Origin of the sequence: Novimethylophilus sp. (assembly GCF_036504375.1) — a bacterium.
GTDB lineage: Bacteria > Pseudomonadota > Gammaproteobacteria > Burkholderiales > Methylophilaceae > Novimethylophilus.
Window position 1 is genome coordinate 1 of record NZ_DASXVH010000019.1, and the last position, 22,017, is coordinate 22,017.

The 22,017-nt window shown below is 61.7% G+C and carries 21 protein-coding genes and 2 pseudogenes; 16 read left to right on the forward strand and 7 right to left on the reverse strand.

What is annotated here, in order from left to right; genetic code table 11:
• The 8 genes and pseudogenes from VGK14_RS01705 to VGK14_RS01740 all read left to right on the forward strand — a co-directional run.
• A pseudogene (locus VGK14_RS01705) lies at positions 1 to 670 on the forward strand (hypothetical protein); the annotation flags it as partial.
• 88 nt (positions 671 to 758) lie between these two features.
• A complete protein-coding gene (gene trxA / locus VGK14_RS01710) occupies positions 759 to 1,085 on the forward strand; it encodes a thioredoxin TrxA (RefSeq protein ID WP_331507197.1) in 327 nt (108 codons plus the stop codon).
• A 135-nt stretch (positions 1,086 to 1,220) separates the two neighbouring features.
• Entirely contained in the window at positions 1,221 to 2,480 is a 1,260-nt protein-coding gene (rho, locus tag VGK14_RS01715; protein ID WP_331507198.1) for a transcription termination factor Rho, read from the forward strand.
• A gap of 187 nt (positions 2,481 to 2,667) precedes the next feature.
• The gene (locus VGK14_RS01720; RefSeq protein ID WP_331507199.1) at positions 2,668 to 3,213 is read left to right on the forward strand and encodes an iron transporter; all 546 of its coding nucleotides are present in this window, start codon (positions 2,668 to 2,670) and stop codon (positions 3,211 to 3,213) included.
• A gap of 1 nt (position 3,214) precedes the next feature.
• On the forward strand, positions 3,215 to 3,559 hold the full coding sequence (locus tag VGK14_RS01725; protein WP_331507200.1) for a cupredoxin domain-containing protein: 345 nt from the start codon (positions 3,215 to 3,217) through the stop codon (positions 3,557 to 3,559).
• Between the two features lie 3 nt (positions 3,560 to 3,562).
• Positions 3,563 to 4,969, forward strand: coding sequence for a 4Fe-4S binding protein (locus VGK14_RS01730; RefSeq protein WP_331507201.1), 1,407 nt, complete (start codon positions 3,563 to 3,565; stop codon positions 4,967 to 4,969).
• Between the two features lie 48 nt (positions 4,970 to 5,017).
• Positions 5,018 to 6,916: an ATP-binding cassette domain-containing protein gene (locus VGK14_RS01735; protein WP_331507202.1), complete on the forward strand. Its 1,899-nt coding sequence runs from the start codon at positions 5,018 to 5,020 to the stop codon at positions 6,914 to 6,916.
• A 110-nt stretch (positions 6,917 to 7,026) separates the two neighbouring features.
• Complete coding sequence (locus tag VGK14_RS01740; RefSeq protein ID WP_331507203.1) at positions 7,027 to 7,560, forward strand: hemerythrin domain-containing protein; 534 nt, start codon at positions 7,027 to 7,029, stop codon at positions 7,558 to 7,560.
• 85 nt (positions 7,561 to 7,645) lie between these two features.
• Here the strand turns inward: VGK14_RS01740 and VGK14_RS01745 are convergent, their stop codons facing one another.
• Positions 7,646 to 9,220 carry a peptide chain release factor 3 gene (locus tag VGK14_RS01745; RefSeq protein WP_331507204.1) on the reverse strand — a complete coding sequence of 525 codons (1,575 nt, stop codon included), beginning with the start codon at positions 9,218 to 9,220 and terminating at the stop codon, positions 7,646 to 7,648.
• A gap of 128 nt (positions 9,221 to 9,348) precedes the next feature.
• On the opposite strand from VGK14_RS01745, the gene VGK14_RS01750 reads away from it, so the two are divergent.
• The 7 genes from VGK14_RS01750 to VGK14_RS01780 all read left to right on the forward strand — a co-directional run bounded on the left by VGK14_RS01750 (position 9,349) and on the right by VGK14_RS01780 (position 17,067).
• A complete protein-coding gene (locus VGK14_RS01750; protein WP_331507205.1) occupies positions 9,349 to 9,726 on the forward strand; it encodes a hypothetical protein in 378 nt (125 codons plus the stop codon).
• A 218-nt stretch (positions 9,727 to 9,944) separates the two neighbouring features.
• On the forward strand, positions 9,945 to 10,298 hold the full coding sequence (locus VGK14_RS01755; RefSeq protein ID WP_331507206.1) for a hypothetical protein: 354 nt from the start codon (positions 9,945 to 9,947) through the stop codon (positions 10,296 to 10,298).
• 65 nt (positions 10,299 to 10,363) lie between these two features.
• A complete protein-coding gene (locus tag VGK14_RS01760; protein ID WP_331507207.1) occupies positions 10,364 to 10,759 on the forward strand; it encodes a hypothetical protein in 396 nt (131 codons plus the stop codon).
• Positions 10,760 to 10,877: 118 nt separating this feature from the next.
• Positions 10,878 to 11,153, forward strand: a complete 276-nt coding sequence (locus tag VGK14_RS01765; RefSeq protein ID WP_331507208.1) for a copper-binding protein — start codon at positions 10,878 to 10,880, stop codon at positions 11,151 to 11,153.
• A gap of 58 nt (positions 11,154 to 11,211) precedes the next feature.
• Positions 11,212 to 12,480 (forward strand): TolC family protein, encoded by a 1,269-nt coding sequence (locus tag VGK14_RS01770; protein ID WP_331507209.1) that lies wholly within the window; start codon positions 11,212 to 11,214, stop codon positions 12,478 to 12,480.
• The gene (locus VGK14_RS01775; protein ID WP_331507210.1) at positions 12,477 to 13,946 is read left to right on the forward strand and encodes an efflux RND transporter periplasmic adaptor subunit; all 1,470 of its coding nucleotides are present in this window, start codon (positions 12,477 to 12,479) and stop codon (positions 13,944 to 13,946) included. The genes VGK14_RS01770 and VGK14_RS01775 overlap by 4 nt, the downstream gene beginning before the upstream one ends.
• A gap of 1 nt (position 13,947) precedes the next feature.
• A complete protein-coding gene (locus VGK14_RS01780; RefSeq protein ID WP_331507211.1) occupies positions 13,948 to 17,067 on the forward strand; it encodes an efflux RND transporter permease subunit in 3,120 nt (1,039 codons plus the stop codon).
• Here VGK14_RS01780 and VGK14_RS01785 read toward each other — a convergent pair.
• From VGK14_RS01785 to VGK14_RS01805, 5 genes and pseudogenes are all read right to left on the reverse strand, one after another.
• Positions 17,058 to 17,501, reverse strand: coding sequence for a hypothetical protein (locus VGK14_RS01785; protein ID WP_331507212.1), 444 nt, complete (start codon positions 17,499 to 17,501; stop codon positions 17,058 to 17,060). The genes VGK14_RS01780 and VGK14_RS01785 overlap by 10 nt on opposite strands.
• Positions 17,502 to 17,514: 13 nt before the next feature.
• Positions 17,515 to 17,891, reverse strand: a pseudogene (locus VGK14_RS01790) (EAL domain-containing protein); the annotation flags it as partial.
• Between the two features lie 177 nt (positions 17,892 to 18,068).
• Positions 18,069 to 19,286 carry an NAD(P)/FAD-dependent oxidoreductase gene (locus VGK14_RS01795; RefSeq protein ID WP_331507214.1) on the reverse strand — a complete coding sequence of 406 codons (1,218 nt, stop codon included), beginning with the start codon at positions 19,284 to 19,286 and terminating at the stop codon, positions 18,069 to 18,071.
• On the reverse strand, positions 19,261 to 19,941 hold the full coding sequence (locus VGK14_RS01800; protein ID WP_331507215.1) for a class I SAM-dependent methyltransferase: 681 nt from the start codon (positions 19,939 to 19,941) through the stop codon (positions 19,261 to 19,263). The genes VGK14_RS01795 and VGK14_RS01800 overlap by 26 nt, the downstream gene beginning before the upstream one ends.
• 7 nt (positions 19,942 to 19,948) lie before the next feature.
• Positions 19,949 to 21,007 (reverse strand): type III polyketide synthase, encoded by a 1,059-nt coding sequence (locus tag VGK14_RS01805; RefSeq protein WP_331507216.1) that lies wholly within the window; start codon positions 21,005 to 21,007, stop codon positions 19,949 to 19,951.
• 122 nt (positions 21,008 to 21,129) lie between these two features.
• Between VGK14_RS01805 and VGK14_RS01810 the strand changes: the two genes are divergently transcribed.
• The gene (locus VGK14_RS01810; protein ID WP_331507217.1) at positions 21,130 to 21,414 is read left to right on the forward strand and encodes an acylphosphatase; all 285 of its coding nucleotides are present in this window, start codon (positions 21,130 to 21,132) and stop codon (positions 21,412 to 21,414) included.
• 46 nt (positions 21,415 to 21,460) lie between these two features.
• Here VGK14_RS01810 and VGK14_RS01815 read toward each other — a convergent pair whose 3' ends face one another.
• Positions 21,461 to 21,790: a DUF3135 domain-containing protein gene (locus VGK14_RS01815; protein ID WP_331507218.1), complete on the reverse strand. Its 330-nt coding sequence runs from the start codon at positions 21,788 to 21,790 to the stop codon at positions 21,461 to 21,463.
• Positions 21,791 to 22,017 lie beyond the last annotated feature (227 nt).

The window sequence follows — 22,017 nt, forward strand, 5'->3', positions numbered from 1 at the left end:
GGATTTGCTCAAATTCCTGATCAAGCAATGGGCATTGGCGCCCAAACGCACCTTTACGCGCCAGCCGAAAAACGAGAGCATCAATCTGTGTGCAGGGCTTGCTTCCATATATGCGCTGCTGGGTGGAGAGGCCATTGCTCCGCCGGACCGTCGCGAGCACGACGAGATGGAAGCCAGCCTCAACTTTACCGGTATTCCTGCCGAGGGTGCCGGTAATCCCCGTAATCTCGTCGAGCGTTGGCTGATCTTGAACGAAAGCGCCGGCGGCATGGCGCTTGCCAAATTTCCTGGGGTGACTTCCGCCTTGTGCGTGGGGGAGTTGCTGGGGCTGCGTAGCGATAGAAGCCGGCAGTGGGGTCTTGGCATTGTGCGCCGGGCCAACAGCAATGAGATCGACGAGCTGGAAATAGGAGTGCAGATGCTGGCGCCTGAAGCCAAGGCTGTCGCCGTGCGGCTCGATAAGCAACGGTCATTTCAGCAGGCGTTGCTATTGCCCGAACTGAAACCGTTGAAGCAGCCTGCTACCTTGATTACGGCCTGCGGGATTTATCAGCCCGCACGTATGCTGGAAGTGGCGCTGGAGGCCAATGGCAAGCCGGTTCGCATACTGGCGACACGCCTGATTGAACGCACCAATAGCTTCGAGTGTTTTCAATTCAGCCTACTTTAAACCTTCACGAACACCTTTTTTTTCGATACGATAGCGTCAACACGGTCTGAATACCCTCTTTTCCGAATACTTACACACGAGGTTCCCCATGAGCGAACATATTACCCATTTGAATGATGCTTCTTTCCAGCAGGATGTCCTGGAGTCCGCCACTCCGGTGCTCGTCGACTACTGGGCGGAATGGTGCGGCCCATGCAAAATGATTGCACCTATCCTGGATGAAATCGCCAAGGAATATGCCGGCCGTCTCAAGGTTGCCAAGCTCAACATCGACGAAAATCAGGGTACTCCGCCCAAATACGGCATCCGCGGCATTCCCACGCTGATGCTGTTCAAGAACGGCAACGTGGAAGCGACCAAAGTCGGTGCGTTGTCAAAATCGCAATTAACGGCATTCATTGACAGCAACATCTGAAACACGTACTCTTGCTCCTGGTTCCCGGCATTTTAAGCAGCGTTATTTGAAATAACATTCGGGAATCGGGCGCAGGCCCGCATCTCTTCTTCTTTCCCCCGCTCTACTACTTACCTTTAACAGGTCGTATTCCGTATGCATTTATCTGAACTCAAGCAAACCCCGGTCACAGAACTCGTCGAGATGGCGATCGCCAACGAGATCGAAGGCGCCAACCGCATGCGCAAGCAGGATCTCATCTTTGCGCTGCTCAAGAACAAAGGACGCAAAGGCGAAAGTATTTCCGGGGACGGCACGCTGGAAGTGCTGCCGGACGGCTTCGGGTTCTTGCGATCGCCGGACAGCTCCTATCTGGCTGGGCCGGATGACATCTATGTTTCGCCTTCGCAGATCCGCCGCTTCAATCTGCATACCGGCGATACGATTACGGGTGAAATACGCACGCCGAAGGAGGGCGAGCGCTATTTCGCGCTGGTGAAGGTCGATACCGTCAACGGCGAATCGCCGGACAGTACCAAGCACAAGATCCTGTTCGAAAACCTGACGCCGCTGTTTCCGACCGAGGCGCTCAAGCTGGAACGCGACATCAAGAGCGACGAGAACATTACCGGCCGCGTGATCGACATGATCGCCCCCATTGGCAAGGGTCAGCGCGGTTTGCTGGTCGCCAGCCCGAAATCGGGCAAGACGGTGATGCTGCAGCACATCGCCCATGCCATCACCTCCAACCATCCCGACGTGCTGCTGATCGTGCTGCTGATCGACGAGCGCCCGGAAGAAGTGACGGAAATGACGCGCACGGTGCGCGGCGAAGTGGTGGCTTCCACCTTCGACGAACCCGCCACGCGCCATGTGCAGGTCGCCGAGATGGTGCTGGAAAAAGCCAAGCGACTGGTCGAGCACAAGAAAGACGTGGTGATCCTGCTCGACTCCATCACACGTCTGGCGCGCGCATACAACACGGTGGTTCCGGCTTCCGGCAAGGTGCTGACGGGCGGCGTCGACGCCAACGCGCTGCAGCGTCCCAAGCGTTTCTTCGGTGCTGCCCGCAATATCGAAGAGGGCGGCTCGCTGACCATCATCGCCACTGCGCTGGTCGATACCGGCAGCCGCATGGACGATGTGATCTACGAAGAGTTCAAGGGCACCGGCAACATGGAAATCCACCTCGACCGCCGTATGGCCGAGAAGCGTCTGTATCCCGCGATCAACGTCAACCGCTCCGGCACGCGCCGCGAAGAAATGCTGATCGAAAAAGACGTGCTGCAAAAAATCTGGGTGCTACGCAAGCTGCTCTACCCGATGGACGACCTGGAGGCGATGGAATTTCTGCTCGACAAGATCAAATCCACCAAGAATAACGGCGAATTCTTCGACGCGATGCGTCGGGGCTAGGCTTGGGCACACCCGTTAGCGGGCCCGTGTTTCGTATCGTCGAATGGCCGCGTCAGCGGCCATTTTCCTTACATTTTTTTAACTTTTCGGAACTCGTTCGCTGCCATATCCATGTTGACTCTACAAATGAGAATAGTTATCATTTTTGAAGTGATAACTGTCTAATCCCCAATCTCCGGAGTCTGTGATGAAACGTAATTTCGCTATCTATATGTCGGGCGTGGCTTTGGCTATTGCCACGCTGACGGCCGAGGCCGTGGAATATCCGATCGGTTCGCCGCAACAGCGCAACGGCATGGAAATTGCTGCCATCTATCTGCAGCCGGTGCTGATGGAGCCGGACGGCATGATGGCGAAGCCGGAAGAGTCCGATGTGCACATGGAAGCCGACGTCCATGCGCTGGCCAATAATCCCAACGGCTTTGAAGACGGCGCCTGGGTTCCCTATCTGGTAATCAAGTATGAAATTACCAAGCTGCCGGAAGGCAGGGTCGTTCGCGGAGAATTCATGCCCATGGTCGCCAATGACGGCCCGCATTATGGCGACAATATTAAATTGATGGGGCCGGGCAAGTACAAGGTCAAGTACACGATTTCTCCGCCCGGCGCGAATCAGCACGCCCATTTCGGCCGGCATGCCGATCGCCTGACCGGCGTGCGTCCGTGGTTCAAGCCGTTCGATGTGGAATACGAATTCACCTACGTCGGCATCGGCAAGAAGGGAGGCTACTAAGATGCGTCGCAAGGCGTTTGTGGGAGCGCTGCTATTGGCTTTGGTCTGGCTGACGCCCGGCAGCGGCGCACAGGCCGAAGAGCCGCGCGAATTCAAGCTCAGCATCAAGAATGGCCGCTTCATTCCGGAAACATTGGAAGTACCGGCGGGGATGCGCTTCAAACTGCTGATCACCAACCTGGGGCCGGGGCCGGAGGAGTTCGAGAGTTATGAACTGAAGAAGGAGTCGGTGCTGGGCGAGGGCGTGACCAGGCCGCTGGTATTCGCTCCGCTGAAACCGGGCAGTTATTCGTTCTTCGGGGAATTTCACCCCGAAACCGCCAAAGGCAGGCTCATCGCAAAGTAGTTCATGAATCAGCACCTGATACAGCCGTTAATGTTCGCTGCCGCGCATGAGCCGACCTGGTTATCCAGGCTGGGCGATCTGCTGCGTCGCCGCCGCGTTGCCATCGTCGCCATGCAGTGGGCCGTCGTGGTCGCCTACCTGGGCATGGTCACGGTGCCGGCATTGATGCCGCTGCCGCCGGCCGACGGGCGTATCCTGCATAACCTGACGTTGTTCGCGCAGTTCGTTTTCTGGGGCATCTGGTGGCCGTTCGTGATCCTGTCGATGATGTTGATGGGGCGCGTGTGGTGCGGCGTGCTGTGCCCGGAAGGCGCCCTGAGCGAACTCGCCTCCCGTTTCGGCTGGGGCCGGCCGGTGCCGCGCTGGATGAAATGGGGCGGCTGGCCGTTCGTCGCCTTCGTCATGACGACGGTATACGGACAACTGGTAAGCGTCTACGAATACGCCACTGCCGCATTGCTGGTGCTGGGCGGGTCGACGGCCGCAGCCATCGGGATCGGCCTGGTGTATGGCCGCAACAAGCGCGTGTGGTGCCGTCATTTGTGCCCGGTCAATGGCGTGTTCGGCCTGCTGGCCCGGGTCGCCCCGGTGCATTTCAGCGTCGATCGCGATGCATGGAAAGCATCGAGCGCGGCACCCCAGGTCATCCATTGCGCGCCCATGGTGCATATCAAGTCAATGAAGGGCGGCTCCGATTGCCATATGTGCGGCCAGTGCTCCGGCCACAAGGGCGCAATCCGGCTGTCCGGCCGCATGCCGGGGTCCGAAATCGTCCGGCTCGGGCCCCACGAAGTAAAAACCTGGGAAGCCGCCCTGCTGGTGTTCGGCATGATAGGCACGGCGATCGGCGCTTTTCAATGGTCCGGCTCGCCCTGGTTCGTTGCCGTCAAGCAGGCCGCAGCGGAATGGCTGGTGGCCCGAGAGTGGTGGTGGGCGCTGGATACCAACGCTCCGTGGTGGCTGCTGACGCATTATCCGCAAGCGTCCGATATATTCACCTGGCTGGATGGCGCGATGATTGTCGCTTACATCGGGGTAACGGCATTATCGGTGGGCGGTTGGGTATGGGGCTGGCTGCGGGTGGCCGCGGCATGGCTGGGCGGGGATGCACGCAACCACACGCTGCGGCTTGCGTATTGCCTGGTCCCCATGGGCGGCTTCGGCGTGTTTCTGGGGCTATCCGCGCTGACGGTGAACATGTTGAAGGCGGAAGGCTTCATCTTTCCATGGCTGGGCTGGGCCAGGGGGCTGGTGCTGGCGCTGGCGGCGCTGTGGAGCCTGGTGCTGGCGTGGAAGGTGATCGGCAGAATCAATGCTGCCCCGGCCCGGCGCATCTTGTCGGCACTCTCGGTGGGCCTGGCAGTCAGCGGAGCGGTCGTGCCCTGGGTGTTCCTGTTTTATCTGTGGTGAGGTGGCGGCAGGCGCTACAATAGCGTCCTTTTACCCGGCCTCTTCACCGTGATCCAGTTTCGCAATCTTACCCTTGCCCGCGGGGCCAAGCCCTTGATCGAGGGGGCTACACTGCAAATCCATCCCGGTCACAAAGTCGGCCTCACCGGCGCCAACGGCACCGGCAAATCCAGCCTGTTCGCGCTGCTGCGCGGTGAGCTGCACCAGGAAGCCGGCGATCTGGACATTCCGCCGGCATGGGTCGTCGCCCATGTGGCGCAGGATACGCCGGCGCTGCCCGATGCCGCGCTGGAATTCGTGCTCGACGGCGATGCCGAACTGCGCACGATAGAGCGGGCCATTGTCGCGGCGGAAGCCAGCCACGACGCGCATCTGGGCGAATTGCACGCCAGGCTGGGCGATATCGGCGGCTATGCGGCGCGTGCGCGGGCGGCGGAACTGCTGCACGGCCTGGGCTTCGGCGATGCCGATTTCGCGCGGCCGGTCGCCGATTTCTCCGGCGGCTGGCGCGTGCGCCTCAACCTTGCCCGCGCGCTGATGTGCCGCTCTGATCTGTTGCTGCTGGACGAGCCCACCAACCACCTCGACCTCGATGCGGTGATCTGGCTGGAAGGCTGGCTCAAGGATTATCGCGGCACGCTGGTGCTGATTTCGCACGACCGCGATTTCATCGATGCGGTGGTCGACCATGTTGCGCATATCGAAAACCAGCGCCTGACCTTATACCGGGGCGGCTATTCCGATTTCGAGCGCCAGCGCGGCGAGCGCCTTGCGCAGCAGCAATCGCTGTTTGAACGCCAGCAGCGCGAAATGGCGCATTTGCACAGCTATATCGACCGTTTCCGCGCCAAGGCCACCAAGGCGCGCCAGGCGCAGAGCCGCATCAAGGCGCTGGAGCGCATGGAGCTGATTTCCGCCGCGCATGTCGACAGCCCGTTCAACTTTCATTTCCGCGACATGGCCGCCGCGCCCGATCCGCTGCTGGTGCTGGACGAAGGCGCGGTGGGCTACAACGGGCAAGCCATCCTCGGCAAGTTGGCGCTCACCTTGCGCCCCGGCGAGCGGCTCGGCCTGCTGGGCCGCAACGGCGCGGGCAAATCGACGCTGATCAAGCTGCTGGCCGGGGAATTATCCTTGCTGTCAGGCAAGCGCATCGAAGGCAAGGACCTCAACATCGGCTATTTTGCCCAGCACCAGCTGGAGCAATTAAGACCGGAAGAGTCGCCGTTGCAACACATGCTGCGGCTCGACCCCAAGACTCGCGAGCAGGAACTGCGCGATCATCTGGGCGGCTTCGATTTTCGCGGCGACATGGCCACCACGCCGTGCGGGCCGTTCTCCGGCGGCGAGAAATCGCGGCTGGCGCTGGCGCTCCTGATCTGGCGGCGGCCGAATTTATTGCTGCTCGATGAACCCACCAACCACCTCGACCTGGAAATGCGCCATGCGCTGACGCTGGCCTTGCAGGAATACGATGGCGGCGTGGTGCTGGTATCGCACGACCGTGCCTTGCTGCGCGCCAGCTGCGACCGTTTGCTGCTGGTGGCGGACGGTGCGGCCATGGCGTTCGAGGGCGATCTGGAGGACTACAAGCAATGGCTGGCGGAACAGCGCGATACCACCGGCGTGGCGCCGGAAAAAACCGCCGACAAGGCGGCGTTGAAAGCCGAGCGTGCGCGGGCCCAGGCTGACCGCCAGACGCGCCTGGCGCAACGCCGGACGCTGGCCAGGGAGTCCGAGCAACTGGAAAAGAAACTCGCCGACTGGCTCAAGGAAAAAACGGCATTGGAAGAACGGCTGGCCGACCCGGGGCTGTATTCCAACCCGGACTCCGCACAACTGCAGGCCCTGTACAAGCGCCAGGCCGAATTGAGTGCAAGCATCGAACAAGCCGAGGCGCGCTGGCTGGACGTGCACGAGGCGCTGGAGGCGATTCCCGCTTCGTGAAAACGCCATGGCTTTGATCCAGGTCAAAGCTATTGTCGGTGTCTCCGGTTAAGCTTGTTCGTAACAATTCACGGGAATAATGGCTCCAACAGCCACGGATGGAAATGTTAATGACCCAGCTCCTCACCTCTGCCCCCGACTTCCGGCATGCGCTGGGGCTGCTCGGCGCATGCCACCGCCGCATCGAAGGCTTCAACGATTTGCTGTTGCGCCTGCCGACGCATCTTGATAGCCACGGCACCGACCCCGAAGCCATGCAAGCCGCCGAGCGCATCCTGAAATATTTTGATACCGCCGGCCAGCATCACCACGAGGATGAAGAACAGGACCTGTTCCCGATGGTGCGCGAAGCCGCCACGCAGCAAGGCAACCACGAGATTCTGGAAATCCTGGACCTGCTGCTGGCCCAGCATCGGGACATGATGCAAGCCTGGCAGGATTTGCGGCCGTATCTGCTGGCGCTGTCGCAAGGAGGGCATGTGGAGCCCGCAACAATGCCGGTGGAGCGCTTTGTCAGCCTCTACCGCCAGCACGTTCCGCTGGAAGATAACTTATTGCTGCCGTATGCGGCGAAAACGCTTACACCGGTGCAGGTCGAGGCGCTGGGGAATACGATGGCGGCGCGGCGGGGTGTGGAGCTCTGAAAGCGAGGCCGATGTTGCGTCGGGCGTGACACTGCCCACGTCATTCCGGGCCAAGCCCTGAATGACGTAGTTGGGAAGCAGCCCGCTACGCGATCTCGCGCGTTTCCAGGAACTTGATATCCGGATAGCGTTCCTGTGCCATCGCCAGGTTGACGCGGTTGGGTGCGAGGTAGACGTAATCATTCGCACCGTCCCGCGCGACGTTGAAGCCGTATTTGTCGGCGATGGCCTTGAGGTCAGCGTCGGAGCCGCGCAGCCAGCGGGCGGTGGAGCAATCGAAAGGTTCGAACGCGACGTCCACGCCGTATTCGAACTCCAGCCGGTGCGCCACCACGTCGAATTGCAGCGTGCCTACCGCGCCCAGGATCAAATCGTTGGAGGCCAGCGGGCGGAACAGTTGCGAGGCGCCTTCCTCGGCCAGTTGCTGCAGGCCTTTTTGCAGCTGCTTCATCTTCAGCGGGTTTTTCAGGCGTGCGCGGCGGAAATACTCGGGCGCGAACGAGGGGATGCCGGTGAATTTCAGGTCTTCGCCTTCGGTGAAGGTGTCGCCCAGCTTGATGGTGCCGTGGTTGGGGATGCCGATGATGTCGCCGGCGTAGGCTTCGTCGGTGGTGTTGCGGTCTTGCGCCATGAAGGTGATGGCGTTGTTGACGGCCAGCTGCTTGTCGATGGACACCTGCTTAACCTTCATGCCGCGCTCGAACTTGCCGGAACAGACGCGCACGAAGGCGATGCGGTCGCGGTGCTTGGGGTCCATGTTGGCCTGGATCTTGAACACGAAACCGGAGAATTTGGGCTCGTCGGGTTGTACCTGGCGGCTGACCGTGGCGCGCGGCAAGGGTGTCGGCGAGAGATCCACCACCGCGTCGAGCAGCGATTGCACGCCGAAATTGTTCACCGCGGAGCCAAAAAACACCGGTGTCTGCTTGCCGGAAAGGTAGGCTGCGGCATCGAACGCATGCGAGGCGCCGCGCACCAGTTCGATATCCACGCGCAGTTCTTGCGCCTGATGGCCGATCAGCTCGTCCAGTCGCGGATTATCCAGGCCCTGGATGAGTTCGGACGTGCCCTTTTCCGCATGCGGGTCGAAAAAGGCGACGGAGTCGTTGGTGAGGTGATACACGCCGCGGAAGGTCTTGCCCATGCCGATCGGCCAGGTGACGGGCGCGCACTGCATGCCCAGCACCGATTCGATCTCGTCCAGCAGGTCGATCGGCGCCTTGCCTTCGCGGTCCAGCTTGTTGATGAAGGTAACGATGGGCGTATCCCTCATCCGGCACACGTTGAGCAGCTTGATGGTCTGCGCCTCGACGCCGTTGACCGAGTCGATCACCATCACCGCCGAATCCACTGCGGTCAGCGTGCGGTAGGTATCCTCGGAGAAGTCGTCGTGGCCGGGGGTGTCGAGCAGATTGATGATGCAGTCGCGGTATGGAAACTGCATCACCGAGGAGGTCACCGAAATGCCGCGCTGCTTTTCCAGCTCCATCCAGTCCGAAGTCGCATGCTTGCTCGATTTGCGCGCCCGCACCGCGCCCGCCATCTGGATCGCGCCGCCGAACCACAGCAGTTTTTCGGTCAGCGTGGTCTTGCCCGCGTCGGGGTGAGAAATGATGGCGAAAGTGCGCCGCCGCTGGATTTCGTCGTGGAGAGTACTCAAGGTTTGTGCTCTGCTGCTTTCGGAGAGGCGGTATTTTACCGTTTCTGCCGTGTCTTGGGGTTGCTTAAAGACTTGAGGCATCATGCCCGTCTATTGCAAAAAAGACCGATCTATCCCATACTGAAAAAATGCGTAAGCTTATCAAGCTCATGGTTGCCGTCATATTGGTATTTTGCCTGCCGCTGCAAGGTGTTGCAGGCGTGACCATGCCTGCCTGCGAAGGGCATGATCCAGCTACGCAAATCCTCGTTGCTTCCGGCGATATGCCGCCCCATTGCATGCATGCAATGGACGAGCCAGCCAAGCAATCGCATGACGGCAAAATGGACAAGACATCGCATGACAAATGCTATGCCTGCTACCTGAGCGTTGCGCAGGCACTCACTCCGAGTACCATCACTGTTGACTCATCCGGGGCCACTGCCAGTTTCCTCCCCATGATCAACGACAATTACCAAACCCTTCCTTCATCGTTATTCCATCCCCCCAGATCGATCTCAGCCTAGTGCTGAAGGTCGCCTAGCTTTCACGCGACAGCCTTGTGCTCGGACGCTTGCCCGGGAAAAGGTACGCCTCGATCTACCGACACTTCAGCACGTTGTGACCAACGGTGGTTTCGTTCGCCGTTCGAGGTCTGGCGTATCCGCATTCGACGGTAATTCGCGCCTTGCCCCTCGACGCCGCCGGAACCATCCCCCGGAATGTTGCAAAGCGAGGAAGAGCGATGTCTCAGACTACCCATCAGGGCAGTACCCCGACGGAATACACCGTCAGCCGCGTCATGCGCATCGGAGCATCCGAGGTTTCCGAAGATGCATTGCGCGAGTTCGAAGGCCAATTCCCCGGCATGTTGCGGCTGGCATTCGATACGCAGACCGGCAACCCCACTATTGCCTATGATGCGGCGAAACTTGCCTTCAGCCAGATACTGCCTCGGCTTGCAGAGGCAGGCATCGGGCCGGTTGATACCTGGTGGCTTCGACTGAAGGCGGCATGGTATGGCTTCACCGACCGGAACACGGCTTCCCAGGCTCATGCCAAACCCAAAGGCTGTTGCAACAGGATTCCGGGGGCATAGCGCAGTACCTCCTGGCAAGCCTGACCAATTGCCGGAGTTTTTTAATTTTGATAGGAGTATTCATCATGAACAAGCAAACCATCCACAGAATGATCGCCACTTTCGCCGTCTGCAGCGTCGGCTTTATATCCGCCCCCGCCATGGCGGGTCCGGATTTCTTCCAGCAACAAATGATACAACGCGTCATGCAGGCCAAGCAGAAATTGCAGCAGGCCGAGGCCGCCAAAGGGGCTGAACGCCAGAAGCTGATGGACGAGCACATGAAGATGCTGCATGAAACCATGGGAAAATGTGCCGCGATGAAGCCGAAGGCCGGCATGTCCGCGCAGGAGCGCGATGAGTGGTACAGCGAACATCAGAAGCTCATGAACCAGATGATGGAGCAGATGATGGAAGAGCACCGCATGATGATGGATATGGGGAACATGCCCATGGACATGGGTGACATGCACAAGCACTAATCTATATTCCGGGCGGGCTTGGTTCCGCCCGGATCGATCTTAATCCAGAAAAGGACATTACTTAATGAAACGATTTTTGATAATTACTCTTGCATCTGCGGCATTCGGCGCTGCAGCCATGCCCGTTTACGCCGACGATGCACACCACACCAAGGCCGAAGCGCAGCAGCGCTATGGCACGAAAGGCGTGGTTGTTTCCATCGACCGGTCCGGCGCCAAACTCAAGCTCAAACATGAGGCGGTGTCTGAACTCAAGTGGCCGGGCATGACGATGGATTTTGCGGTGGCTGACAAAGCGATGCTGAACGGCCTGCAAGCGGGCGAGCGCGTCGAATTCCAGTTCGAGATGGCAGCCGGCGCACCGCGCATCACCGGCATCACTCCGGTCAAATAAAGCCCGCAGCCGGCCGGGGCATGGGCTTCAGCCGGCTGTAAGCGGAAAAGGTGACACGATGAGCATACCAAAATCATTGCTGGCGGCTTGTCTGCTGGCGTTGTCGGGGCTTGTGGCCGCGGACGAGACTGCAGCGGTACCGGGCGCCACGGTTCAGGAGTTGTTGCAATGGGCCGACGCGCACAATCCCGAACTTGCTGCCATGCGCTACGAAATCGACGCGGCTAGTGAGCGTATCGTGCCGGCCGGCGCGCTGCCGGACCCCACCTTGCGCGCAACGCTCAAGGATTTCGCCGGGCCGGGCGCGCCGGATGGTTTCAATCCGCTGCCCGGCAAGGGCAACGGAACCCAGTACCGGCTGGGGCAGACCATCCCCTGGTGGGGCAAGCGCGACCTGCGCAAGGAAGTTGCCACGGCGGAGCTGGAGCAGGCCAAGGGGCGCCGGCAAGTGACCGTCGCCGAGATTCATGCCCGCATCAAAAGCGCATATGCCCAGTATTACCAGACCGTCGGCCTGAAGAAACTGAATGAGGAAATCCTGCGCCTGCTGGGCGATCTGGAGGCGGTAACGCAGGTGCGCTACGCCAGCGGCCTGGTGCCGCAGCAGGACGTGATCCGGGCCCAGGTCGAGAAGACGGCGCTGCGTTCCGAGATCATCAACCTGGAAACCGAACAGCATCATGCCATGACCAAGCTCAACACCGTGTTGGGGCGCCAGCAGCACGCCCCGATCGCGGAGCCGCAATCGCTGCGCCGCATTGCGTCGAATAAGCTGGATGGCGCAGCCCTGCAGGAAAAAGCGGCGCGCACCAATCCGCTGCTTGCCACGCAGTCGGCGCAAGTATCGGCGGCCGACGCCAGCCGGCGCCTGGTGGAGAAGAACCGCTATCCCGATGTCACGCTCATGATTGCTCCGACTCAGCGCGGTGGCAGCATCGATAGCTGGGAAGCGATGGTGGAGATCAACATTCCTATCCGTTTCGATACCCGCCGCGCCCAGGAAAGCGAGGCCGGCGCCATGCTGGCTGCCACCAGGGAACGGCAGCAGGCGATTGCGAACCAGGTTACGGGCGAATTGCAGGAAAACCTGGCAGCATTCGAAGGTGCAGAAAAACAGGAGCGGCTGATTGCCGACACCCTGCTGCCGCAGGCAGAGCTGACGTTCCGTTCCGCGCTGGCCGGCTACGAGGCAGGCAAGGTGGATTTCGCCACGCTGCTCGACGCCCAGCGCGCGATCAAGCGTGCCCGGCAGGACAAGCTGAAGGCCCAGGTAGAGCAGGAACTGCGCGTTTCCGAAATCGAAAAATTGGTGGGAGAAGAACTATGAAGCGTTCCGGCATCTGGATCGCCTTGACATTGCTTGTATTGGCCGGGGCAAGTGGCACGGGATATTGGCTGGGGATGAAGCAGGCCGCGACACCGGAGTCGGCCGCCTCCGCGCCGGTTAAAAGCGAGCGCAAAATACTGTATTACCGTAACCCCATGGGCTTGCCGGATACCTCGCCGGCGCCGAAAAAAGACAGCATGGGAATGGACTACATCCCGGTCTACGCGGACGAGCGACCGGCTGCTTCCGAGCCCGGTACGGCCGGCGCGGAGCGCAAGGTGCTGTATTACCGCAACCCGATGGGTTTGCCCGACACCTCACCGGTACCCAAGAAGGATTCCATGGGCATGGATTACATCCCGGTCTATGTCGACGAGGAAGCTTCCGCCGGCCGGGTCAAGATCAGCCCGGACAAGGTGCAGAAGCTAGGGGTCAGGACCGAGCAGGTCTCATCGCGGGAGCTGGCCAGGACGGTGCGTGCCGTCGGCCAGTTCCAGCTGGACGAACGCCGCCTCTCTACCGTCACCACCAAGTTCGAGGGCTATATCGAGAAGCTCCACGTCAATGCCACCGGCCAGCCGGTGAAGCGCGGCCAGCCGCTGATGGAGGTGTACAGCCCGGAGCTGGTCTCTGCGCAGGAGGAATACCTGATCGCCTGGAACGGTCGTCAATCTCTGAAGAATGGCACGGAGGAGTCACTGGTCGGCGTCGGCCAACTGGCGGAGGGCGCCCTCAAGCGCCTGCGCAACTGGGACATTTCCGATGCCCAGTTGCAACGCCTGCAACGGGATGGCAAGGCCACGCGCACGCTGACCCTGTATGCTCCGGCCGGCGGCGTGGTACTGGAAAAGGCCGCCGTACAGGGCATGCGCTTCATACCGGGCGAGCCGCTGTTCAAGATTGCCGACCTGTCGGCCGTCTGGCTGCTCGCCGATGTGTTCGAACAGGATCTTGCATTGGTGCACCTAGGCCAGCCAGTGAAGATCAGCGTCGATGCTTATCCTGAAAAAGAGCTGACAGGCAAGGTCGCCTACATCTATCCCACCGTGACGCCCGAGACCCGCACCGCCAAGGTACGGGTGGAGCTGGCCAATCCCGGGGGAATGCTCAGGCCCGACATGTACGCCAGCGTGCAACTGGTTTCCGGCCACGGCAAGTCCCGTGCGCTGACAGTACCGGATTCGGCCGTGATCGACAGCGGCACGCGCCAGGTGGTGCTGGTGCAGCGCGCCGAAGGGCTGTTCGAGCCGCGCGAAGTCAAGCTCGGCATGCGCAGCGACGGTTATGTCGAGGTGCTGCAAGGCCTGGATGAGGGCGAAAACGTGGTGGTGCGCGCCAATTTCCTGATCGACGCGGAAAGCAACCTGAAAGCGGCGCTGGGCAGCTTCGGCGGGCACAGCGGGCACGGTGCAACCCCGCCTGCCAGCCCCGCTCCGGCACCGGCCACCGGGCACGAGGGACACTGATATGCTTGATCGAGTAATCGAATGGTCGGTACGCAACGTGTTCCTGGTGTTGCTGGCGACCCTGTTCGTGGCCGGCGCCGGCGTCTATGCCTTGCTCAAAACGCCACTGGATGCCATTCCAGACCTGTCCGACGTGCAGGTCATCGTCTATACCGAATATCCCGGGCAGGCGCCGCAGGTGGTGGAGGATCAGGTTACCTATCCACTCACCACGGCCATGCTGTCGGTGCCTAAATCCAAGGTGGTGCGCGGCTTCTCGTTCTTCGGCGCCAGCTTCGTTTACGTGATCTTCGAGGACGGAACCGACATCTATTGGGCACGTTCGCGCGTGCTGGAATATCTCAATGCCGTGACCGGCCGTCTGCCGCGCGGCGTGACGCCGACGCTGGGGCCGGACGCCACCGGGGTGGGCTGGGTCTACCAGTACGCGGTGCTGGCCAAGAACCGTTCGCTGGAGGAGTTGCGGGCGATTCAGGACTGGTACTTGCGTTATCAAGTGACCAAGGCCCACGGCGTCGCGGAAGTCGCCAGCGTAGGCGGCTTCGTCAAGCAGTATCAGGTGGTGCTCGACCCGCGCAAACTGCAGGCTTACGGTATCTCGCCGGCCCGCATCACGCAGGTGATCCGCGACAGCAATCGCGACGTCGGCGGGCGCGTGGTGGAAATGACCGAGACCGAGTACATGGTGCGCGGCAAGGGCTATCTGCGCGGCATCAAGGACCTGGAAACGCTGGTGGTCAAGGCCGACAGGGGTACGCCGGTATTGCTGCGCGACGTGGCCAGAGTGGAGCTGGCGCCGGACGAGCGGCGCGGCCTGGCCGAACTGAACGGCGAGGGCGAGGTAGTGGGCGGCATCGCCATGGCACGTTACGGGCAGAATGCCCTCGAAGTCATTCATAACATCAAGGACAAGCTCGCCGAGATCGCCCCTGGGTTACCTGCCGGCGTCACGGTGGAGACGGTGTACGACCGTTCCGACCTGATCCACCGCGCCATCGAGAATCTCAAATCGACGCTGTTCGAGGAAAGCATCGTTGTCGCGCTGGTCTGCGTGCTGTTCCTGCTGCATGTGCGTAGTGCTTTGGTCGCTATTCTGATGCTGCCGGTCGGGGTGCTGATTGCCTTTATCCTGATGCGCTGGCTGGGGCTCAACTCCAACATCATGAGCCTGGGCGGCATCGCCATTGCCATCGGCGCCATGGTGGATGCCGCGATTGTGATGATCGAAAACGCCCACAAGCACATCGAGCGGGCACCGCCAGACACTCCCCGTATCCAGCTGATGATTGATTCCTGCAAGGAAGTCGGCCCGGCGCTATTCTTCTCGCTGTTGATCATCACCGTCTCCTTCCTGCCGGTATTCACGCTGGAATCGCAGGAGGGCCGCATGTTTCAGCCGCTGGCCTACACCAAGACCTTCTCCATGGCGGGTGCGGCGCTATTGTCGGTGACCTTGGTGCCGGTGCTGATGCTGCTGTTCGTGCGCGGCAAGATCATGCCGGAGCGCAGAAATCCGGTGAACCGTTTGCTGATCTGGCTCTACCGCCCGATTATCGCCTGGGTGATGCGCTGGAAGAAGCTCACCATTTTCGCCGCGCTGCTGGTGCTGGGAGTATCCATTTACCCGCTGACCCGGCTCGGAAGCGAGTTCATGCCGACCCTGAACGAAGGTACCCTGCTTTACATGCCGGCAAGCCTGCCGGGCATGTCCGTCACCAAGGCGGCGGAAACCATGCAGACCCAGGACAAGATCATCAAGAGCTTCCCCGAGGTGGCCTCGGTGTTCGGCAAGGCGGGCCGCGCCAATACCGCCACCGATCCGGCGCCGCTGGAAATGTTCGAGACGGTCATCAATCTCAAGCCAGAGTCCGAATGGCGCTCTGGCATGACCACCGACAAGTTGATCGCCGAACTGGACCAGGCGGTACAGATGCCGGGCGTGAGCAACGCCTGGACCATGCCGATCAAGGCGCGCATCGACATGCTTTCCACCGGCATCCGCACGCCGATCGGCATCAAGGTATTCGGCAAGGATCTCAAAGAAATGGAAAAGCTCGCCAAGGACATCGAGGCCGTAGTGAAGCAGGTGCCGGGCACCACCAGCGCCTATGCCGAGCGCATTACCGGCGGCTACTACCTGATGATCGAGCCCGACCGGCAAGCCTTGGCGCGCTACGGGCTGGCGGTCGGCGACCTGCAGGAGGTGATCGGCAGTGCGCTCGGCGGCGAAACCGTCACCACCACCGTGGAAGGGCGCGAGCGTTTCGGCGTCATCACGCGCTATCCACGCGAGCTGCGCTCCAGCCCCGATGCAATCGCCCGCCAGGTGCTGGTGCCGACCATGAATGGCGCGCTGATCCCGCTCGGCCAGCTGGCGCGCATCAGCCTGGAAAAGGGGCCGCCCGGCATCCGCACCGAGAACGCGCTGCTGTCGGCCTATATCTTCGTCGACATGCGCGGGCGCGATATCGGCAGCTACGTGGCAGATGCGCAGAAGGCGGTGCGCGCACAGGTCAGGTTTCAGCCCGGCTACTACGCGACCTGGAGCGGCCAGTTCGAATACATGGAGCGCGCCTTGGCGCGCCTCAAGCTCGTGGTGCCGCTGACGCTGCTGATCATCTTCGTGCTGCTCTATTTCAACTTCCGCCGGCTGACGGAAACCCTGATCGTCATGCTGTCAGTGCCGTTCTCGCTGGTGGGCGGCGTCTGGCTGATGTACTGGCTGGGCTATAACATGAGCGTGGCGGTGGCGGTCGGCTTCATCGCGCTGGCCGGGGTGGCGGCGGAAACCGGTGTCATCATGCTGATCTATCTCGATCACGCCTACCGGGAGCTCAAGGCGCAACGCGAGGCTGAAAGCAAGCCGTTCGCCGTTGCCGACCTTTATCAAGCAGTGATGGAAGGCGCGGTGGAGCGCGTGCGCCCCAAGATGATGACCGTGGTCGCGATCATGGCCGGTCTGCTGCCCATCATGTGGGGCAGCGGCACCGGTTCGGAAGTGATGAAGCGTATCGCCGCGCCCATGGTGGGCGGCATGGTGTCATCCACGATATTGACGTTGATCGTCATACCGGCGCTGTATGCGCTGGTGAAGGAACTCGGGTTGAGACGTCAGCGTTGAGTCATGGTGCAAAGCGGCAAGGGCCGCGCTTGTTCGCCCGTGCTAGCGCTTGCGGCTTTCCTCGCACCATTCGATATCGCAGCACAGCACGCATCGCTGGCCTTCTGCCTGGAAAGTAGCCGACAGCTTGCGCACAGGCTGGCGCTGGTGATCGAAAGGTAGGGGCGGCTGATCTGCAATTCGTCGGGTTGCAGGATGGCGCAGTAGTGGTAGGGTTTGTGCGCCCAGTTGGTGCCGCTGGTATTTTCCAGCGGCATGAAGCGCGAGCTTCTGTCGTCGCGCGGCTTCTTCAGGCTGGCACCGATCTGGCTGCCGTCGGCATCGATCACATAGCACAGGTCGGCCTTGTCCATCATGATCAGCGTGGCGCATGCCGTCGCGCAACGCCGGCCGCGCAAAATGAAACCCCTGGACCAGGTCGGTGCCGCTGTCAAGCGCGATCATTGCCTGCCGGGCATTTTCTACACCTTCCAGCAAAGCCAGGCTGCCGGCTTCATGGATCAGCGCGACCGTGGCTTGCAGCACGCGCCGCGCCTTGTCGTTGAATTCCGCGGCGGCGATGATTTTGCGGTCGAGCTTGACGTATCCGGGCTGGCGCGCCAGATGCGCTCGCTATCAGAGGCTTCGGCGCCGAAATCGTCGATCGCTACTACGCAGCCGGCATCCCGGTAGAATTCGACCGTTTCGGTGAGCAGGTTGAAGTCCGGGATCACGCCTTCGACGATCTCCACTACGATCTGCCGCGGCGCAACCGCGTAATGCGCCAGCAGGTCGGCAAAAAAGGGCTCGTGGTCGCGCCGTCGGTTGATGACCTGGGCCGACACGTTGAGAAACAGCCACAGGTTGCTGTCGCGCTCCCGATTTTCCCCGCCTGTTGTCAGTGCGACGTACCCGATTTGGCACAAAATGTGTGCGGGGCGGCGGCGAAAGCGAGCTGGCCGGCATGGTGACGCTGAACGAACTGTTGCGGGTGCGCCGGGGCACCGCCGGTAAGTTTCCGCTTACACGACCATTACGGCTTTGCCGGCCAGCCGGGCGCCCGAGGTCAGTAGCGCAGGCGCCAGCCTGAACGCGGGCAACAGCAGCGCCGCCGTCAGCGGCCTCATCGCCAGCTGGGCAAACAATGCGGAGGCGCGGATGCGCGTCGAAAAATGGCGGCGCCAGGCAGAGCGGTAGCTGCTTGCCGCCTCGCGCAGGAAATCCTCGTCCGCCAGCCGCTGCCGGCCGGGAATCAGAGCCTGGCTCAGCAGCCACGCCGATTGCATCGCGATGCTGATGCCTTCGGCGATGATGGGATGGGCTTCGCCGGCGGTGTTGCCGGCGAGAAAAATCCCCGGCAACGGTGCTTCGCGGATGCCGGGATTGATCGGCCCGGCGGACAGCCAGTGATGTTCCAGCGTGGCATTTTTCAGCGCCAGTTCGACCCCGAGGCAGCAGCGTTGAATATGACGCAGCACTGCGTCCCCGGCTTTGTCGCCCTGTTGGCGTACCCGCGCCAGGCGATCACGGCGTATGCAGCAGGACAGGTTCACCCGGTCGCTGCCGGTGTGCACCATGCCACCATAACCGCCGGCGAACACCAACAGCGGCATCAGGCCGGGAGCGAGCGCGGCATTGCTGAAATGTGCCTTGAAGCCGAACAGATCGGCGTCGTGCGCCGGCCGGTGAAGCGCTTGCGTAAGCAGCTTGCCGGGCTCCCACGAGCCGTGGGCGGCAATGATGATGCTGGCTGCCAGTGTCGCTGTTTCTCCGGCGGCAGCATTTCTGGCGCTGCAACTAAAAGAATCCTGCTCGCGTTGCAGCCCGACGGCTTTCCACGGCTGCCAGACTTCCGCCCCTGCCTGTTGCGCATGGTCCAGCAGCAGCGTATCCAGCCGTTCGCGGCTGAGTGCACGGCCCCATGGACGCTCATGCTTGGCTGGCTGCGGCATGGGTGCCTTGAGCATCGCGCGGCCGGCGAACAGGCCGATTTCGCGCACTTCGGGGCCGGCTTCGGCATCGAAAGCATCGGCGACGCCCAGTTCCCGCAACAGCGGCAGGCTGCCTGCCGACAGGAATTCGCCGCACACTTTTCGCCGCGGGAAAACGGCTTGCTCGATCACGCCTACCGAACAGCCGGCGCGCGCCAGCAGCAGTGCGGCGGTGGCGCCGGCGGGCCCGCCGCCGATCACCAGCGCGTCGTAGTGCGGCATCTTATTGCCGTCGCGCCGCGAAGACATGGCTGAACAGCCCGGCACCATGCTCTTCCAGCAGCCATGCTTGCTTGTCGGGCCAGAGTTCCGACAGCTCTCGCCGACAGAATCCCGCATGCACGCTGGCCACTGCATCGTGCCGGGTGACGTCGTTGCAGCCGATGAGCCCGAGCAAGTGGCTGCCGCCCAAGGCCAGCCGGGTGCGGGCCGGCTCGCAGGCGAGGAACAGCGAGGTTTTCGCGGCGCACCCGGCCAGCAGCGCGGCGAGCGCCGGCGGAGGTAGATGGTGCAGGAACAGGTTGCAGATCGTTACTTCCATCCGGTCGGTTTTTGCCAGCCAGTCGAATACATCCGCGACCGCGTATTCCACGCACCAGCCCAGAGCTTCCAGTCCGTGCTGTGCCTTTTCGGCCATATTCGGCTGGCGGTCGACGAGGATGGTGTTGACCGGACCGATGCCCAGCCGCCGCGCGAGTGCCAGCATGAAAGTGCCATCGCCGGCACCCAGTTCGACAATGGTTGCCGGGCGTGAGCGATGCAGGAGCAGCTGCCGCCGCAAAATGCCGGCATTGCCCATGATGAAGTTCAGGCGCCGCAGGTCGCGGCGCGAGCGTAGCGCACGCGGGGCGTCGGGCGGCAGTTCGTCCAGCCATTCGGGTTCGATGATGCGCGCCAGGCTCATGGGTGCCTCATGAGATTCTCAGCAGTGCGCCGTGGCAGCTGAAGCCGGCGCCGAAAGACGACATCCACCACCAGCCGGGGCGCGGCTGCCCGGCCAGCGCGGCTTGCAGCACGAAATAGACGAAAGCGCTGCTCAGGTTGCCGTAGTCGTGCAGGATCATGCGGCTGATGCGCACGTCGCTATCGCCGAGCATCAGTTGCTGCTGCAGCGCGTCCAGCACGGTCTTGCCGCCGCCGTGCCAGACCCAGCCGGCAATGTCGCTTTGCGCCAGTCCGTGGCGCGGCAACAGTTCGTTCAATATCGCCTTCGCATAGCGTGCGGCGAGTTCGGGCACTTGCGGCGAAAGGATGTTCCTCAGCATGCCGTCCCGATGCCCGAAGCGCAGCAGGTCGCGGTCTTGCGGATTGGTGATGGTGGCGCAGTCCATCCATTCGATGGTGTGCGGCCCGGCGCCGGGTTTCGCTGACAGCACCGCCGCGCCGGCGCCGTCGCCGAACAGGCAGGCGCTGACCAGCACGCCGGGGTCGTCGTCCAGGTAAAGCGCCGCGCTGCACACCTCGACGCACACCGACAGCACGTGCCGCGCGCGCCCGGCGGCCAGCAGTGCTTCTGCGCTGCGCATATTGGGAATCGCCGCGCCGCAGCCCTGGCCGACCAGGTCCAGTGCGAGCACTTCCGGCCTCAACCCCATGCGTTCGATCACATAGCTGGTGAGGCCGGGGCAGAGGTAGCCGGTGCAGGTGCTGATTACCACGGCATCGATGGCGGCGGGCGTCAGTCCTGCCTCGTTCAGCGCCTGGGCGGCAGCCTGCGCCGCGAGCATGGGGGCGTTTTCGAGGAAACGGCGGTGCAATGTGTCCGGCACCAGGTCGAACGCCTGGCTCAGGTCGGCAAGTGCGAAATTGCGCGTCGCGATGCCGTGGGCGTTCTGCAATATTCTGGCGAGCAGCAGCTGCGAAGCCGGCCTGAGCTGCAGAAACTGGCGGCTGCCTTCCAGCGCCCGCAGGCAATCGGCCTGCGTATAGCGATATGGCGGATTGGCGGTGCCCAGGCCAGCGATGAACATCCTCGACTCCTTCAGTAGCGCAGGATCCAGTTTAACGCCTAAAACGCTTTGCGGCGTTTCATGGTATCGGACGGAACGATGGCGGGAGTAATATTAGGCCTCAGCGGAAAGCAGATAGGCCTATGTCGGACACAATCGCCAGAAAACTGAAAATCCACGGTCGCGTACAGGGCGTCTGGTATCGCGAATCCATGCGGTGCGAGGCCGAGCGCTGCGGCATTCGCGGCTGGGTCAGGAACTGCCTGGACGGCACGGTGGAGGCTTATATCGAAGGCGAGCCCGGCGCGGTGGAGCAAATTCAGGCCTGGTGCAGGCGCGGCCCGCCGTCGGCCAGCGTCACCGAGATCCACAGCGAAGAAACCGGGCCTGACGAGAGCATAGGCTTCAAGGTGCTGCCTTCGGAATAATTCGGCTTCAGCCTGCGCCGTGTGCCCTGCGGTAGAACTCCGAAATTCAACCCGTTTTGCACCGTCGCTTGGGTGCGGAAATGGCGGAGCAGGAAGGGCGGGGCTGGGGCAGCAGCATTTTCAGACTTTCCATTCCATCGCCCAGCAGGGACAGCGACTGGCACATTTTGCGCGAAATCGCCGCCAGCGCAGCCTCGGGAGTCGGCGCCTGCTCCCGTTCCACGTCTATTCGCGATTGCAGCGCCTCCAACCGGTGCCTGTGCCTGCCCGACTGGCTCAGGAACTGATTAATGTACTGCGATCGATACCGCTCGAAACCCTCGGGGTTGGTTTTCGCCAGAAAAGCCCACTCGTTGAAATTGAAGTCCAGGTTCATGATGCTCCTGTCTTTCCCCATCCGGCTGGGTGCGTATCCGAATGGCTAGTTGCCGTGGTAAAGATAATCGTATGCCTATTCATCGCAGTCGGCCACGATTTTATGCATTCCGGATAGCCGCTTGCATATGGGGATTTATGTCTGCGCAATCTCCGGCAGCAGGCTGGAGGCGAACCCACCCAGCACCGGTTCAACAAAAATTACCCTCCTTTAACCACTGCCGCTCT